Origin of the sequence: Chromobacterium alticapitis, assembly GCF_002924365.1 — a bacterium.
In the GTDB taxonomy this organism is placed as follows: Bacteria; Pseudomonadota; Gammaproteobacteria; order Burkholderiales; family Chromobacteriaceae; genus Chromobacterium; species Chromobacterium alticapitis.
In genome coordinates, this window is record NZ_PQWB01000087.1 from 1 (window position 1) to 14,981 (window position 14,981).

19 protein-coding genes are annotated in these 14,981 nt (G+C 63.3%); 18 read left to right on the forward strand and 1 reads right to left on the reverse strand.

Annotated elements, in window-relative coordinates:
• Positions 1 to 499: isocitrate lyase/phosphoenolpyruvate mutase family protein (locus tag C2I19_RS16255; RefSeq protein WP_199181225.1), on the reverse strand; the 499-nt coding region annotated here is incomplete at its 3' end.
• A 243-nt stretch (positions 500 to 742) separates the two neighbouring features.
• Here C2I19_RS16255 and rpoE point away from each other — a divergent pair.
• The 18 genes from rpoE (at position 743) to C2I19_RS16345 (ending at position 14,923) form a co-directional block, all read left to right on the forward strand.
• Positions 743 to 1,342 (forward strand): RNA polymerase sigma factor RpoE, encoded by a 600-nt coding sequence (gene rpoE / locus C2I19_RS16260; protein WP_103903708.1) that lies wholly within the window; start codon positions 743 to 745, stop codon positions 1,340 to 1,342.
• Positions 1,343 to 1,344: 2 nt separating this feature from the next.
• A complete protein-coding gene (locus tag C2I19_RS16265; RefSeq protein WP_103903709.1) occupies positions 1,345 to 1,824 on the forward strand; it encodes a sigma-E factor negative regulatory protein in 480 nt (159 codons plus the stop codon).
• 68 nt (positions 1,825 to 1,892) lie between these two features.
• A complete protein-coding gene (locus C2I19_RS16270; RefSeq protein WP_233201229.1) occupies positions 1,893 to 2,789 on the forward strand; it encodes a MucB/RseB C-terminal domain-containing protein in 897 nt (298 codons plus the stop codon).
• A gap of 200 nt (positions 2,790 to 2,989) precedes the next feature.
• On the forward strand, positions 2,990 to 4,399 hold the full coding sequence (locus C2I19_RS16275) for a DegQ family serine endoprotease (RefSeq protein ID WP_103903711.1): 1,410 nt from the start codon (positions 2,990 to 2,992) through the stop codon (positions 4,397 to 4,399).
• On the forward strand, positions 4,400 to 4,639 hold the full coding sequence (locus tag C2I19_RS16280; protein ID WP_103903712.1) for a glutaredoxin family protein: 240 nt from the start codon (positions 4,400 to 4,402) through the stop codon (positions 4,637 to 4,639). It abuts the gene before it with no gap.
• Between the two features lie 151 nt (positions 4,640 to 4,790).
• On the forward strand, positions 4,791 to 6,584 hold the full coding sequence (gene lepA, locus C2I19_RS16285; RefSeq protein WP_103903713.1) for a translation elongation factor 4: 1,794 nt from the start codon (positions 4,791 to 4,793) through the stop codon (positions 6,582 to 6,584).
• Positions 6,585 to 7,565 (forward strand): signal peptidase I, encoded by a 981-nt coding sequence (lepB, locus tag C2I19_RS16290; RefSeq protein ID WP_103903714.1) that lies wholly within the window; start codon positions 6,585 to 6,587, stop codon positions 7,563 to 7,565.
• A 32-nt stretch (positions 7,566 to 7,597) separates the two neighbouring features.
• On the forward strand, positions 7,598 to 7,960 hold the full coding sequence (locus tag C2I19_RS16295) for a DUF4845 domain-containing protein (protein WP_103903715.1): 363 nt from the start codon (positions 7,598 to 7,600) through the stop codon (positions 7,958 to 7,960).
• Between the two features lie 7 nt (positions 7,961 to 7,967).
• Entirely contained in the window at positions 7,968 to 8,678 is a 711-nt protein-coding gene (gene rnc / locus C2I19_RS16300) for a ribonuclease III (protein WP_199181226.1), read from the forward strand.
• A complete protein-coding gene (gene era, locus C2I19_RS16305) occupies positions 8,675 to 9,568 on the forward strand; it encodes a GTPase Era (RefSeq protein ID WP_103903716.1) in 894 nt (297 codons plus the stop codon). The genes rnc and era overlap by 4 nt, the downstream gene beginning before the upstream one ends.
• Positions 9,568 to 9,855 carry a hypothetical protein gene (locus C2I19_RS16310; protein WP_103903717.1) on the forward strand — a complete coding sequence of 96 codons (288 nt, stop codon included), beginning with the start codon at positions 9,568 to 9,570 and terminating at the stop codon, positions 9,853 to 9,855. The genes era and C2I19_RS16310 overlap by 1 nt, the downstream gene beginning before the upstream one ends.
• Positions 9,852 to 10,589, forward strand: a complete 738-nt coding sequence (gene recO / locus C2I19_RS16315) for a DNA repair protein RecO (protein WP_103903718.1) — start codon at positions 9,852 to 9,854, stop codon at positions 10,587 to 10,589. The genes C2I19_RS16310 and recO overlap by 4 nt, the downstream gene beginning before the upstream one ends.
• Positions 10,590 to 10,613: 24 nt before the next feature.
• Positions 10,614 to 11,345: a pyridoxine 5'-phosphate synthase gene (gene pdxJ / locus C2I19_RS16320; RefSeq protein ID WP_103903719.1), complete on the forward strand. Its 732-nt coding sequence runs from the start codon at positions 10,614 to 10,616 to the stop codon at positions 11,343 to 11,345.
• Complete coding sequence (acpS, locus tag C2I19_RS16325) at positions 11,345 to 11,728, forward strand: holo-ACP synthase (RefSeq protein WP_103903720.1); 384 nt, start codon at positions 11,345 to 11,347, stop codon at positions 11,726 to 11,728. Before pdxJ ends, acpS begins: the two co-directional genes overlap by 1 nt.
• Positions 11,729 to 11,859: 131 nt before the next feature.
• Positions 11,860 to 12,948, forward strand: coding sequence for a beta-N-acetylhexosaminidase (nagZ, locus tag C2I19_RS16330; protein WP_103903721.1), 1,089 nt, complete (start codon positions 11,860 to 11,862; stop codon positions 12,946 to 12,948).
• Positions 12,948 to 13,424 carry a hypothetical protein gene (locus C2I19_RS16335; protein WP_103903722.1) on the forward strand — a complete coding sequence of 159 codons (477 nt, stop codon included), beginning with the start codon at positions 12,948 to 12,950 and terminating at the stop codon, positions 13,422 to 13,424. The genes nagZ and C2I19_RS16335 overlap by 1 nt, the downstream gene beginning before the upstream one ends.
• 59 nt (positions 13,425 to 13,483) lie before the next feature.
• A complete protein-coding gene (locus tag C2I19_RS16340) occupies positions 13,484 to 14,251 on the forward strand; it encodes a competence/damage-inducible protein A (RefSeq protein WP_103903723.1) in 768 nt (255 codons plus the stop codon).
• Between the two features lie 213 nt (positions 14,252 to 14,464).
• A complete protein-coding gene (locus tag C2I19_RS16345) occupies positions 14,465 to 14,923 on the forward strand; it encodes a GNAT family N-acetyltransferase (protein WP_103903724.1) in 459 nt (152 codons plus the stop codon).
• The last annotated feature ends 58 nt before the right edge of the window (positions 14,924 to 14,981 follow it).

Genomic DNA, 14,981 nt, shown 5'->3' on the forward strand with positions numbered 1-14,981 from the left:
CGGCATCCAGTCCCTCCACAGCCAGCGCGTCGGTTCGGGCCATGATGACGAAACTGGCGTCGCGACGGGCATCGGCGGCGGCCTTGATGCGGTCCGCCATCTCATCCTGGCTGACGATGGCCTTGTTCGGGCGGTGGCCGCAACGCTTCTGCTGCACCTGATCTTCGATATGCACGGCGGCGACGCCGGCTTTTTCCAGGCTGCGCACGGCGCGGGCGATGTTGAAGGCGCCCCCCCAGCCGGTGTCGATGTCAACCAGCAGCGGCAGCTCGGTGTTGTCGGTGATCCGGCGGGCGTCGATCAGCACGTCTTCCAGCGTGGTGATGCCCAGGTCCGGGATGCCGCAGGAAGAGGCAGCCACGCCGCCGCCGGACAGATACAGGGCCTTGAAACCGGAGTGTTCGGCCAAACGTGCGGCGTAGGCGTTGATCGCGCCTACCACTTGCAACGGTTTTTCGGCGGCCACGGCCTGGCGGAAACGCTGCCCGGGAGTGCTCATGGAATGCTCCTGATGGAAGAAATTTGAGTGGCTTGTCATTCAAGCAAGTGCTTGGTTGGAGTGTAAGGGCTCTAGAAAAGGCTGGCAATAGTTGACATATGGATGTTCAAGTTTTGGCGCAGGAGTGATATGTTTCGCATCGTCCGCGACATTGGGAACTCAGGGCCAAGCGTGTGGTCTAGATTACAGTCCACGTATACGACCACATAGAACAGTGGGCAAACCAGGGAGCATAACAACGACATGAGTGATCGGGATATCGATCAACAGTTGGTGGAACGTGCCCAGCGAGGTGAAAAAAGAGCTTTCGATCTGCTTGTTGCCAAGTATCAGCGACGTCTCGCCAGGCTGTTGTCGCGGTTTATCCGCGACGGTTCCGACATCGAAGATGTGACGCAAGAAGCGTTTATCAAAGCGTATCGCGCTCTGCCGTCGTTTCGCGGCGAAAGCGCGTTTTACACGTGGCTGTATAGGATAGGCATCAATACAGCCAAGAATTTCCTCAGCGCCAACGGGCGACGCCCGGTGGTGAACAGCGAGATCGAGGACGAGGACGGCGAGAGCTTCGACATGGCGTCGCAGATCCCGGACAACAACACGCCCGAAACCGAGCTGATGAACAAGGAAATTCTGGCGACAGTCAATGCCGCCGTGGAAGCCTTGCCGGAGGAGTTGCGTACCGCCATTACCCTCAGGGAGATGGAGGGACTGTCCTATGACGAAATCGCCAGGGTGATGGATTGCCCAATCGGCACGGTGCGCTCGCGGATATTCCGCGCGCGCGAGGCGATAGCTGCTGAACTGCGGCCGCTGCTGGATACGGCCAAGAACCGAAGGTGGTAAGTATGAAAGAAACGATTTCCGCGCTGATCGACGGCGAACTGGATGAGCCATCGGCCGACAAGGCCCTTGCCGCCATCGCCGGCGACGAAGACCTGGACGCGGCCTGGGAACATTATCATTTGATAGGCGACGCGATGCGCGCCAACCGCTTCGCCGCGCTGGATGTGCGCGCCAAGGTGGGCGAACGCCTGGCGGCCGAGCCCACGGTGCTGGCGCCGCGCCGCTGGATGCGGCCGCGCCGAGCGCGGGCGGCTGGCGCCGTGGCGCTGGCGGCCAGCGTCAGCTTCGCCGCCGTGGTCGGTTGGCAGCAGCTGAGCCACCGCCAGACCGCGCCTTCGGCCATAGCCGATCGCGGCGTGCCGGTGCAGATGGCCAAGCCCGCGCAGTTCGATCAGGATGATCCTTACGTGCTGGCCCACCAGGAAGTGACGGCGGATCAGAGCGTGATGCGCGTATCTTATGGAAACGGAGTCCGCCACTGATGCGTGCCGTGCCCTTGATCGGTGTTTTGATGTTCGGGGCCGCTTGCGCGGCCCATGCTGAAGATGACATGCAGCTCTTGCGCAATGTCGGCAATGCCAGTCGGCAGCAGGCCTTGGATGGCACCTATCTGCATCAGATGAACGGCATGATGGAGACTTTCCATCTGGTTCGGCAGAGTCAAGGCGATAGCGTGCGCGAGAAGCGGGTTTCGTTGGACGGCCCGCCGCGCGAAGTGGTGCGCACGGGCGGCGAGCTGACCTGCTACGCGCAGGACAAGCGCGCGCTGATCGCTTGCAGAATCAGCGCGATGCGCCTGTTCCCGGCGCTGTTGCCGGACGATGTGGATGATATACCCCGCTCTTACGCGCTCAAGCGCACGGGCAGCGACCGGGTGGCGCAGCGCGATTGCCAGTGGCTGGATTTGCAGCCGCGCGATCCGCAGCGCTACACCATGCGCATGTGCATCGATCCGGCCACCCATCTGCCCCTGAAAGTGATCACCCTGTCGCCGCGCGGCGACGCGGTGGAGCAATTCACTTTCACCGAGGTGGAGTTGGCGGGCGCCAAGGACAAGAAGGCCTATCGTCCCAAGCTGCCGCAGAAGTTCCTGCTGCTTTCCGGCAAGGCGGCGAGCGGAGCGGATCCCTCGGTGTCGCAAAACGAGGTCACGGGCTTGCCTCAGGGCTTCCGCCTGCTGCGCTCGTCCGCGCGCACATTGCCGGGCGCGGGCGGCAAGCCGGTGCGCCATCTGGTGTTGTCGGACGGTTTGGTGATGCTGTCGGTGTTCGTCGAGCCGCCGCCGCCGGAGAGCGCTCGGATGGAGCGGGTGGGCAATCTGCACGGCGCCATCAATATGGCCACCAGCTACCAGAACGACATGCAGCTGACGGCGGTGGGCGATATGCCGCAGACTGCGATGATGACTTTGCTGAAAGGCATGCACATCAATGGCAAGGGCGAGTGAGCCTGGGCTGGCGATGAGAATGGGCCGCCTTTCCCTTGCGGAAGGGCGGCCTGTGGAGAGGGAGGCGGCTATCCGGCCGCGTCCAAGAGGTAGGGGAGGGGCAGTGCGGGCCGTCCGGCTTGCGCTCCCCGGCTGATCGTTCGATAGCCGGCATCCGCCGGCGCATTCAATCCACAACACTGCAACAAGATGGAGCGCACATGTCGATCAAAAAGCTGATCGTTTCCGCCATGCTGGCGGCATCGGTGCTGACTGTCGCGGTTCCCGTCGCCATGGCGGCGGATCTGCCGGACTTCAGCGCGATAGTTGAGACCGAGGGCAAGGCGGTGGTCAATATCAGTACCACGTCCACGGTCAAGGAAATGACTTCCGGCTTGCCGGAAGGCAGAGAGGGCGACCCTTTCTTTGAGTTTTTCCGCCGTTTCGCGCCGCAGGTGCCGCGCGAGCGCCAGGAGAGCTCGCTGGGCTCGGGCTTCATCATCTCGGCGGACGGTTATGTGTTGACCAATGCCCACGTGGTGGCGCGCGCCGACAAGATCACGGTCAAGATGACCGATAAGCGCGAGTTCCAGGCCAAGGTGATAGGCTCGGATGCGCGCTCCGATGTGGCGCTGTTGAAAATAGACGCCAAGAATCTGCCGGTGGCGCGTTTGGGAGACCCGAAAAAGCTGAAGGTAGGCCAGTGGGTGCTGGCCATCGGCTCGCCGTTCGGCTTCGAGAACACGGCCACCTCCGGCATCGTTTCCGGCAAGAACCGCATGCTGCCGGATGAGAGCGCGGTGCAGTTCATCCAGACCGACGCCGCGGTCAATCCAGGCAACTCCGGCGGCCCGCTGTTCAATCTGGGCGGCGAGGTAGTCGGCATCAACTCGCAGATTTTCAGTCGATCCGGCGGCTTCATGGGCATTTCCTTCGCCATTCCGATCGACACCGCGATGAATGTGGCGGACCAGTTGAAGGCCAAGGGCAAGGTGACGCGCAGCCGCATCGGCGTAGTGATACAGGAGCTGAGCAAGGAGCTGGCGGCATCTTTCGGCCTGGCCAAGCCCAGCGGCGCCTTGATCAATGCGCTGGATCCGAAGGGCCCGGCGCAGAAGGCCGGCTTGAAGGCGGGCGACATCATCCTGAGGGTGAATGGCCAGGAAGTGTCCTCCAGCGGCGATCTGCAGCGTCTGGTCAGCGACATGTCGCCGGGCAAGGCCATCTCTCTTGATATCTGGCGCAACCGCGCTCAGGCCAGCGTTCGCGTGGTGCCGGAAGAGCTCAAGGAGGAAGATGCCCGCGTGGCGCAGCGCGAATACCGCAAACCGGGCGCGCCGGGCGAGCAGAGCCTGGCGCAGATCGGCCTGCGCCTGCAGGAGCTGAATCCGATGCAGCTGAAGCAGGCGGGCATCGATTACGGCCTGCTGGTGCGCGACGCCAACGGCGCGGCGATGCGCGCGGGCATTCAGCAGGGCGACGTCATCGTCGGCGTCGGCAGCGAGCCGTTGCAGAGCTTCGCCCAGTTGAAGAAGGCGCTGGAGCAGGCGAAGAAGGGCGGCACGGTGGCGCTGCAGGTGATGCGCCAAGGCATGACGCAGTTCGTGCCGCTGACTGTGGGCGAGGAATAAGTGAAGCTGACCCTGTATTTTCGCGAGTATTGCAGCCTGTGCCACCAGATGCTGGCCGAGCTGGGGCCATGGCGCGAGCGCCACGGCTTCGAGCTTGAGGTGCTGGACGTCGATGCCGATCCGGCGCTGGAGGCGCGTTTCAATGAGCTGGTGCCGGTGCTGATGGAGGGCGAGGCCGAAATCTGCCACTGGCGTCTGGACGAAGCGAAGTTGGCTGCACACTTGGGCGAAATCGGCTAAAATCCGCGCCAGTGTGAGTTAAACCGGGGGCGTGCGCGCCCCCGCTTGCTGATCGGCTTCCGGCATCCGCCGGACCCAGGGGTCCCCCGGAAGGGCTATCCGTCAGCAGCCCCGGGCACGCTTGCGTGCCCTTCTCTTTTGCTGGAAACCGATGAAGAACATCCGAAATTTCTCGATCATTGCCCATATCGACCATGGTAAATCCACCCTGGCCGACCGTTTCATCCAATTCTGCGGCGGCCTCGAGCTGCGCGAAATGAGCGCGCAGGTGCTCGACTCGATGGATATCGAGAAGGAGCGCGGCATCACCATCAAGGCGCAGACCGCTGCCTTGCAGTACAAGGCCCGCGACGGCCAGGTGTACCATCTGAACCTGATCGACACCCCGGGGCACGTGGACTTCAGCTATGAAGTCTCGCGCTCGCTGTCCGCCTGCGAAGGCGCGCTGCTGGTGGTGGACGCCTCGCAGGGTGTGGAAGCGCAGACCGTAGCCAACTGCTACACCGCCATCGAGTTGGGCGTGGAAGTGGTGCCGGTGCTGAACAAGATAGACCTGCCGGCCGCCGACCCCGAGCGCATTTCGCAGGAAATCGAAGACATCATCGGCATAGAGGCCGTGGACGCGGTGCGCGCGTCGGCCAAGGCCGGCATCGGCATCGAGGATATCCTGGAGGAAGTGGTCAACAAGATCCCGCCGCCGCAAGGCAATCCGGATGGCCCGCTGAAGGCGCTGATCGTCGACTCCTGGTTCGACAACTACGTCGGCGTGGTGATGCTGGTGCGCGTGATCGACGGTTCGCTGAAGCCCAAGGATAAGATCAAGTTCATGGCCACCGGCGCCGAGCATCTGTGCGAACAGGTGGGCGTGTTTACGCCCAAGTCGGTGCAGAAGCCCAGCCTGAGCGCGGGCGAAGTGGGCTTCGTCATCGCCGGCATCAAGGAGCTGAAGTCCGCCAAGGTGGGCGACACCATCACCCTGATGAGCAATCCGGCGTCCGAGGCGCTGCCGGGCTTCAAGGACGTGCAGTCCCAAGTGTTCGCCGGCCTGTATCCGGTGGAAAGCCATGACTACGAAGCGTTGCGCGATGCGCTGGAAAAACTGCAGCTGAACGACGCCTCGCTGAAGTTCGAGCCGGAAGTGTCGCAAGCGCTGGGATTCGGCTTCCGTTGCGGCTTCCTGGGTCTTCTGCACCTGGAAATCGTGCAGGAGCGCCTGGAGCGCGAGTTCGACATGGACTTGATCACCACCGCGCCGACGGTGAACTACGAAGTGGTGATGAAGGACGGCACGGTGGAAGTGGTGTCCAACCCGTCGCGCATGCCGGATGCCGGCAAGTATGAAGATTTGCGCGAACCCATCATCACCTCCACCATCCTGGTGCCGCAGGATTATGTCGGCTCGGTGATGACCCTGTGCAATCAGAAGCGCGGCGTGCAGCGCAATATGCAGTACATGGGCCGCCAAGTGATGCTGACCTACGACCTGCCGATGAACGAAGTGGTGATGGACTTCTTCGACAAGCTGAAGTCCACCAGCCGCGGCTACGCCTCGCTGGACTACGAGTTCAAGGAATTCCAGAGCGCGGACCTGGTCAAGCTGGACGTGCTGGTCAACGGCGAGAAGGTGGATGCCTTGTCTTTGATCGTGCACCGCGCTTCCAGCGTGTACCGCGGCCGCGAGCTGGTGTCCAAGATGCGCGAGCTGATTCCGCGCCAGATGTTCGACATCGCGGTGCAGGCGGCCATAGGCGGCCACATCATCGCCCGCGAGACGGTGAAGGCGCTGCGCAAGAACGTGCTGGCCAAGTGCTACGGCGGCGACATCACGCGTAAGAAGAAGCTGCTGGAAAAGCAAAAAGCCGGCAAGAAGCGCATGAAGCAGGTAGGCAACGTGGAAATCCCGCAAGAGGCTTTCCTCGCCATTCTTCAAGTGGGGGACAAATAAGTGGGCGGAAACTTGTACTGGGTGTTCGTCGCGCTGGCGGTGATCGGCGTCATGCTGATCGTGCTGGGCGGCCGGAAGCAGGAAGGCGCGGCCGACTGGCCGCAGTCCGTGCAGTGGGGCTACCTGGCGCTGGTGATAGGCGGCTTCGGCTTCCTGTCCAACTATATGAGCTTCACCGCGGTGATGCTGGTGTTCGTGCTGATCACCGGCACGGTGTGGGCGCTGGACAAGTGGATGCTGGCCAAGAAGCGCGCCGCCAGCAGCGCAGAGGCCGGCCACTTCGTCGATTACTCGCGCGGCTTCTTCCCGGTGATCTTCGCGGTGTTTCTGCTGCGCTCCTTCCTGGTGGAGCCGTTCCAGATCCCATCCAGCTCCATGCGCCCGGGCTTGGTGGTGGGCGACTTCATCCTGGTCAACAAGTTTGCCTACGGCATCCGCGTGCCGGTGCTCAATAATGTATTGATCCCGGTCGGCAAGGTGCAGCACGGCGATGTAGTAGTGTTCAACTACCCGCCCAATCCCAAGATCAACTACATCAAGCGCGTGGTGGGCCTGCCGGGAGACACTGTCGAATACCGCAACAAGCGCCTGAGCGTCAACGGCAAGCCGCTGACCGACGCGCAGGACGGCACTTACGACTACCTGGAAAAGGAACTGGGCCTGCAGCAGATCACCGCAGACCAGTACCGCGAGGCGCTGCCGGCCGGCAAGAGCTACAAGGTGCTGAACAATCCAGGCACGCCGGTGGTGGCGTTGAGCCAGGTGATGGACTTCCCCTACCGCGACAACTGCCGCTACGATGACGACGGCTTCGTCTGCAAGGTGCCGCAGGGACATTATTTCATGATGGGCGACAACCGCGACAACAGCTCGGACGGCCGCTACTGGGGCTTCGTCGACGACAAGCTGATGGTGGGCAAGGCCTTCATGATCTGGATGAACTTCGCCAACCTGTCGCGCATCGGCAGCAGTATTCAATGATTCGGGCCTGTCGGCCACCGCGGGAGAAATGCATGAAGAAACAGCAAGGTATGTCCATCATCGCCATCCTGTTGTTCGTCGCCGTGGCCGGTTCGGCCTTGCTGCTGGCGTTCAAGATCATCCCGGTGTACACCGAGTACGCCAATATCAAGCACGAGCTGCAGGCGCTGGCCGTCGAGACCAATGTCGGCGAGCTCACGCTGCGGCACGAGTTCGACCAGAAAGCCGCGGTAGCCGACATCACCGCGATCAAGGGCGACAATCTGGCCGTGGTGTCCAGCGCCAACGGCAATTACCTGCGGGCGCAGTATCAGCGCGAGGTACCGCTGTTAGGCAATGTCAGCCTGCTATTCCATTTCGATACCGAGGCGGGTCAACCGCCTGTCGTTCAATAACCATACCGTGACTCAAATCGACAACCGATTCCGGCGCCTGTCGCAGGCGCTGGATTATGCTTTTCAAAAGCCGGAGCTGCTGCGCCAGGCGCTGACGCACCGCAGCTATAGCAGCACCAACAACGAACGCTTCGAATTCGTCGGCGACAGCATCCTCAATTACACCGTGGCGCGCATGTTGTTCGACCAGTTTCCGCAGCTGAGCGAGGGCGAGCTGTCCCGCTTGCGCGCCAATCTGGTCAACCAGAACACCCTGGCCGAGATCGCCCATGAGCTGAAGCTGGGCGATTATTTGTACCTGGGCGAGGGCGAGCTGAAAAGCGGCGGCTTCAACCGGCCGTCCATCCTGGCCGACGCGGTGGAGGCTACCTTCGCCGCCGTCAGCTTCGACGCCGACTTCGCCGCTGCAGAGCTGGTGGTGCGCAAGCTGTACGCGCAGCGCGTGGCCACCATAGACACCACGCGCCAGGCCAAGGACGCCAAGACCCGCTTGCAGGAAGCGCTGCAGGCGCGCAAGCTGGCGCTGCCCAAGTACCGCATCCTGTCGCAGAGCGGCGAGGCCCATGAACAATGGTTCAAGGTGGAGTGCGATCTGGGCGAACTGGCCCTGATCTCCACCGGCGACGGCGGCAGCCGCCGCGCCGCCGAACAGCAGGCCGCCGAAGCGGCATTGGTCCTGCTGGAACAGAAACACGCCGCAGGCAAGAAAAAATCATGACTGATACTCCCCAATTCCACTGCGGCTTCGTCGCCATCGTCGGCCGTCCCAACGTGGGCAAATCCACGCTGATGAACCACCTGATCGGCCAGAAGATCAGCATCACCTCGAAGAAGTCGCAGACCACGCGCCATCGCGTCACCGGCATCCATACCGAAGACACGGCGCAATTCGTCTTCGTCGACACGCCGGGTTTCCAGACCTATCACAAGGGCGCGTTGAACGAGGCGCTGAACAAGAGCGTAAAGGACTCGCTGGGCAGCGTGGATTGCGTGCTGTTCCTGCTGGAGGCGATGCGCTTCACCTCCGCCGACAAAGAAGTCATGGCGCTGCTGCCGAAGAAGACCCCGGTCATCCTGGTGGTGAACAAGCTGGACAAGGCCAAGGACAGGCTGACCTTGCAGGCTTTCATCGACGAGGTGACGGCCGAGTTCGAATTCGCCGGCGTGGAAGTGGTCAGCGCCAAGCATGGCCAGCGCCTGGCCGAATTGTTGGACCAAGTGCGGCCGCATCTGCCGGAATCCATGCCCTTGTATCCAGAGGACATGGTCACAGATAAGAACGAGCGCTTCCTGGCCGCTGAGATCGTGCGCGAAAAGCTGTTCCGCTACCTGGGCGAAGAGCTGCCGTACGAAATGAACGTGGAAGTGGAAATGTTCGAGATGGACGGCGCGCTGCGCCGCATCCACATCGCGGTGCTGGTGGACAAGGAGCACCAGAAGCCCATCGTGATCGGCAAGGCCGGCGAGAAGCTGAAGAAAATCTCCACCGAAGCGCGCCTCGACATGGAAAAGCTGTTCGACGGCAAGGTCTTCCTGCAAGTGTGGGTCAAGGTGAAGTCCGGTTGGGCAGACGACGTCCGCTTCCTGCGCGAGTTCGGTCTGGATTGATGAGGCCGTTGGATCCCGGTTTGGCCCAGCTGTGCTGGGCCGTCAGGCTGGAAGCGCCCACGCCGGCGTTGGCCGCCTTGTCCGTCTGCGCCTTGCGTTTGGCGTCGGCGCAGCCGGGCTGCCTGGGGGGCGACGCGGTGGCTCAGCTGACGTACTGGGACAGCGTGGATGCCATCGCCGCTTGGCGCGACCGGGTGGAACAGCTGGTCCGACAGCGCCTGGGGCGAGGAGCTGGCGAGTTCGAATTCACGGTCAGCCGCCGTCGGGCCGAGGACGCCTGCGCATGAGCCAGCCGGGCAGGGTGGATCGACAGGCCGGCTATATCCTGCACGCCCAGCCATATCGCGAGACCAGCCTGCTGCTGGAAGTGCTGACGCGGGATCATGGGCGTTTCAGCCTGGTGGCGCGCAGCGCGCGCCGCCCTCGTTCCGATCTGCGCGGCGTGCTGCAGCCTTTCCAGCCGCTGACGCTGTCCTGGTTCGGCAAGAACGAGTTGCGCACCTTGCATGCCGCGGACTGGGACGGCGGCGTGCGCGCGCTGTCCGGCCTGCCGCTGGTCTGCGGCTTTTACCTGAATGAATTGATGATGAAGCTCACGGCGCGGGACGATCCCGAACCGCGGGCTTTTGCCGTTTATGACCGCGCGGTGCGCGAGCTGGCCGGCGCCGCGCCGCTGTCGACTGCCTTGCGCCGTTATGAATTGAAGCTGGCCCAGGCCTTGGGCTACGCGCCGGCGCTGAACCGGGACAGCGAGGGCGACGCCATCGATCCGCGGCGTTACTATTTGTGCCGGGACGCGGCGCTGCCGGAGCGGGACGAACATGCGGATCTCGCCTTGTCCGACCGGGCGGCGCGGCTGTCCGGCGAGGCGCTGCTGGCCATTCACGAAGACGATTTCAGCGAGCCTGCCACCCGCGGCCAGGCGCGCCAGCTCAGCCGGGTATGGCTGTCCGCCCTGCTGGGGGACGAGCCGCTGGCCTCGCGCCAATTATTGCAAGCCATACAGTCCTTGTCGGATTAGGGACTGAGAACAAAGGGGATGAGTATGATTTTGTTGGGCGTAAACATCGATCACGTCGCCACGCTGCGCCAGGCGCGCGGCACCCGCTACCCCAGCCCGGTGGAGGCGGCCCTGGTAGCCGAATCCAGCGGCGCCGACCTGATTACCCTGCACCTGCGCGAAGACCGCCGCCACATCCAGGACGCGGACGTGAAAGCCATGCGCCCGGTGCTGAAGACCCGCATGAATCTGGAAATGGCGATGACGCCCGAGATGCTGGCGCATGCGCTGGAAGTCGCTCCGGAAGATGTCTGCCTGGTGCCGGAGAAGCGCGAGGAAGTCACCACGGAAGGCGGCTTGGACGTGCGCGGCCATTACGCCGACGTCAGCCATTACACCGGAAAGCTGGCCGAGGCCGGCATCCGCGTGTCCATCTTCATCGATCCGGACCGCGAGCAGATCCAGAAAGCCTACGACGCCGGCGCGCGCGTGATCGAGCTGCACACCGGCGCTTACGCCGACGCGCCGCACGCCAGCGAGCGCGCGGCCGAGCTGGTCCGCATCCGCGAGGCCGCCGAGTTCGGCGCCAGCCTCGGCATGGTGGTCAACGCCGGCCATGGACTGAACTACCATAATGTCAAACCCATCGCCGCCATTCCGCAGATCGCCGAGCTGAACATCGGCCACGCCATCGTCGCCCACGCCTTGTTCGTTGGTTTCGCCCAGGCAGTGCGCGAAATGAAGGCGCTGATGGTGGAAGGCCGCCAGGGGCTGTAATGATTTACGGCATAGGCAGCGATCTGGTCGAGATCGTCCGGATGGAGGACTTGTATCAGCGCTGGGGCGTCAAGGCCGGCCGCCGGCTTTTGACAGCGGCCGAGCAGGCTGAATTCGAAGCCCACGCCGAACCGGCGCGCTTCCTGGCTAAGCGCTTCGCGGCCAAGGAGGCGTTTGCCAAGGCGCTGGGCACCGGCGTGATCGAGCCGGCGCTGCTGACGGCGATAGGCGTGGGGCATGATGAACTCGGCAAGCCCTTGCTGGTCTTGTCTGAAACGCTGTCCGCGTTTGTCGCCGCGCGCGGCGTCGGCCGCATGCATCTGTCCATCAGTGATGAACGCTCTCACGCGCTGGCTTTTGTCGTATTGGAATCCGCACCGTAGGGCGGAAGCCCGTTGACCGAGCGAAGCAAGCGTAGCGTCGCGAGGGAATGTCGGGCGTTTCGCCATGCATCTTCACAATCGCTGGCGGCGATGCGCCGCGTCGGCTTGCCTTCATGGTCGAGGATCAACCCATGACCCCAAATACTCTGAATCTCCCGCGTGGTCCCGTGATGGTGGATATCGCCGGCTTCGCGCTGACCGAACAAGAGCGCACGCGGCTGTCGCACCCCTTGGTGGGCGGCATCATCTTGTTCCGGCGCAATTTCCAGAACATCGAACAACTGCGCGCGCTGACGGCCGAAATCCGCGCCTTGCGCAGCCCGCATCTGTTGATCGCCGTCGATCACGAAGGCGGCCGCGTGCAACGCTTCCTGGATGGTTTCACTCGCCTGCCGCCGATGAACGTGCTGGGCGAGCTGTGGGATCAGGATCAGGACGAGGCGCGCAGGCAGGCGGAAACGGTGGGCTACGTGCTGGCCGCAGAACTATCCGCCTGCGGCATAGATTTGTCCTTCACTCCGGTGCTGGATCTGGATTGGGAGCGCTGCGCCGTGATCGGCAATCGTGCCTTCCACCGCGATCCGGAAGCGGTGGCCGAGCTGGCCGAAGCCTTGCAGCAAGGGCTGGGTCGCGGCGGCATGATGAGCTGCGGCAAGCACTATCCGGGTCATGGCTATGTGGAGGGCGACAGCCACCACCTGATGCCGCAGGACGATAGAACCTTGGCGGACATCGAGCGAGACGATCTGGTCCCCTTCGCGTGCCTGGCCGAGGCCGGCATGGGCGCGGTGATGCCGGCCCACGTGCTGTATCCGGCGGTGGACAACCAGCCTGCCGGTTTCTCGAAGGTCTGGCTCACCGACATCTTGCGTGGTCGGCTCGGTTTTGACGGCGTGATCTTCTCCGACGCGCTGGACATGGCCGGCGCGGCCGGCGCGGGGACTTATGTGCAGCGCGCCGACGCGGCGCTGGCGGCAGGCTGCGACATGGTGCTGGTCTGCAATCAGCCGCAAGAGGCCGATGCCATGTTGGCCGGCCTGGTTCCGCCGCCGCAGCCCAAGCTGGAGGAGCGGCTGGCGCGGATGGCGGGCAAGAGCCGCGCCGAGGACTGGCAGCAGTTGATCGCCACGGCGGACTTCGCCGCCGCGCAGGCCGCGGTCGAGCAATTGGCCATGCCCAAGGACGCGCTGGCCGGCCCGCAGGTGGGCGAGGCGCACTGATGCTGCCCGCCAGCTTGAGCGAGCTGGACGCCATCCGCGAGCAGTGCCGCGCCATGGTGAACGGTCGGGCGGCGCTGTCAGCCGGCGCTTCGGCCTTGCCGGCGCCAGGCGTGGATGTGGCCGCCGACGTCGCCATCCTGATGCAGCTGATTCCGGCCATCAACCAGCGCTTCGGCGTGGCGCCGGCGCAGATCGCGGGCTACGACGCGGCGCGCAAGCAGCTGCTGTACCAGCTGATGCGCCGCGCCGGCAGCGCGCTGCTGGGCATGGAGGTGACGCGCAGCCTGCTCGCGGCCTTGGTCAAGCGCGCCGCCGGGCGCTGGGCGGGCAAGCAGGCGCTGAAACTGGTGCCGGTGCTGGGCTGGGCGGCCAATGCGGCGATAGGCTTCGCTGCGATGCGCTATGTCGGCAACAGCCATATCGATGATTGCTATGCCGTCTGCCGGCGCATGCTGGAGCGTGACCGCGCGGATTGACGGCGGGGCGGGCAGGCTTAGGCTTGCCCGCGCCTCAAAACTCATTCGGGAGAGTTGCTATGCAAACGGGCGCCTTGATCATCGGCGACGAATTGCTGTCCGGCAAGCGCCAGGACAAGCATATGCAGGCTTTGATCCGCATCCTGGCCGCGCGCGGCATGAAGCTGGCCTGGGCGGAATATCTGGGCGACGATCCCGTCCGCATCGAAGCGGCCTTGCGCCGGGCCTTTGAAAGCGGCGATCTGGTGTTCAGCTTCGGCGGCATCGGCGCCACGCCGGATGACCACACCCGCGCTTGCGCCGCCCGCGCGCTGGACCTGCCGCTGGAGCTGCACCCGGAGGCCAAGGCGTTGCTGGAGGCGCGATTCGGCGACGAGGCCTATCCGCATCGGATTCAGATGGGCTGCTATCCGCAGGGCGCGGCCATCATCCCCAACCCGGTCAACCAGGTGCCCGGCTTCTCCCATGGCCATGTCCATTTTGTGCCGGGCTTCCCCAGCATGGCCTGGCCCATGATTGAGTGGGTGCTGGAAACTCATTACCGCCGGCTATTCAACGATAGCCCTGACATCGAAATGAGCTGCATCGCCATCCATGCCCGCGAGGGCGATTTGATAGACCTGATGCGGGCATTCACCGCGCGCTACCCCACGCTTAAATTATCCAGTCTGCCCAGTTTCGGCAATGATGCCATTCCGCAGATGCATATAGAGTTTGGCTTCGCCGGCCAGCCGGACTTGGTGGGAATTGCCATGGCGGAATGGAGTAAGGCATTGCTGGAACGTGGTTATGAGCTGAGAGAAAAGGCGGCGCCAGCGGGCCAATAGACTGGCCGTGGATATAGGGTTTGATTTTGGGTTTTGTCGACAACCCCGCGATCTCTGGTTTGAAGATGCGCGGGGTTTTCTCTTGGCCATTCAGGCGTCGATGGACATAGCGTTGTTGGGGGGGCTAATCGCGAAGGTGTGAACTATGTGTGGCATGAAGGGCTCTGAGTTGGGCGTTTAATGTTCTTTAAATTGTTCTTTGGGAGAAAAGCCATGCATACCGTGAACTATCGGACGGCCGGCCCGGACGACATCGCCGCTTGCATCGTCATCCGCGGCCAGACCCGCGAAAACGCGATTTCCGAGGCCGGGCTGAACGAGCTGGGCATCACGCGCGAGAGCTGGGCGCAAAGCGTGCGCGAGGGCGAGTTGCCCGGCGTGGCCGCGGAGGCGGATGGCCGCATCGTGGGCTATTGCTTCGGCGACGCGCAAAGCGGCGAGATCGTGGTGCTGGCGCTGTTGCCGGATTTCGAAAACATGGGTGTGGGCAAGGCTCTGCTGACCAAGGCCATGGAAGCCTTGCGCGATTTGGGGCACCGGCGCTTATTCCTGGGCTGCAACAGCGATCCGGCCGTGCGTTCGCATGGTTTCTACCGGTATCTGGGCTGGCAGCCGGTAGGCCAGACGGATAAGTATGGCGACGAGATGCTGGAGTACACCTTCGCTGACTGAGGCAGGGTGGGCCAAGCGAGTGTTAATAATCGTATACGTGCTCCAGGCTAAGCCTGGC

Bases quoted from the DNA above. Each gene is read 5' to 3' on its own strand.
- rpoE (WP_103903708.1), top strand. From the start codon at position 743: ATGAGTGATCGGGATATCGATCAACAGTTGGTGGAACGTGCCCAGCGA.
- C2I19_RS16265 (WP_103903709.1), top strand. From the start codon at position 1,345: ATGAAAGAAACGATTTCCGCGCTGATCGACGGCGAACTGGATGAGCCA.
- C2I19_RS16270 (WP_233201229.1), top strand. From the start codon at position 1,893: ATGCAGCTCTTGCGCAATGTCGGCAATGCCAGTCGGCAGCAGGCCTTG.
- C2I19_RS16275 (WP_103903711.1), top strand. From the start codon at position 2,990: ATGTCGATCAAAAAGCTGATCGTTTCCGCCATGCTGGCGGCATCGGTG.
- lepA (WP_103903713.1), top strand. From the start codon at position 4,791: ATGAAGAACATCCGAAATTTCTCGATCATTGCCCATATCGACCATGGT.
- C2I19_RS16295 (WP_103903715.1), top strand. From the start codon at position 7,598: ATGAAGAAACAGCAAGGTATGTCCATCATCGCCATCCTGTTGTTCGTC.
- era (WP_103903716.1), top strand. From the start codon at position 8,675: ATGACTGATACTCCCCAATTCCACTGCGGCTTCGTCGCCATCGTCGGC.
- C2I19_RS16310 (WP_103903717.1), top strand. From the start codon at position 9,568: ATGAGGCCGTTGGATCCCGGTTTGGCCCAGCTGTGCTGGGCCGTCAGG.
- recO (WP_103903718.1), top strand. From the start codon at position 9,852: ATGAGCCAGCCGGGCAGGGTGGATCGACAGGCCGGCTATATCCTGCAC.
- pdxJ (WP_103903719.1), top strand. From the start codon at position 10,614: ATGATTTTGTTGGGCGTAAACATCGATCACGTCGCCACGCTGCGCCAG.
- acpS (WP_103903720.1), top strand. From the start codon at position 11,345: ATGATTTACGGCATAGGCAGCGATCTGGTCGAGATCGTCCGGATGGAG.
- nagZ (WP_103903721.1), top strand. From the start codon at position 11,860: ATGACCCCAAATACTCTGAATCTCCCGCGTGGTCCCGTGATGGTGGAT.
- C2I19_RS16335 (WP_103903722.1), top strand. From the start codon at position 12,948: ATGCTGCCCGCCAGCTTGAGCGAGCTGGACGCCATCCGCGAGCAGTGC.
- C2I19_RS16340 (WP_103903723.1), top strand. From the start codon at position 13,484: ATGCAAACGGGCGCCTTGATCATCGGCGACGAATTGCTGTCCGGCAAG.
- C2I19_RS16345 (WP_103903724.1), top strand. From the start codon at position 14,465: ATGCATACCGTGAACTATCGGACGGCCGGCCCGGACGACATCGCCGCT.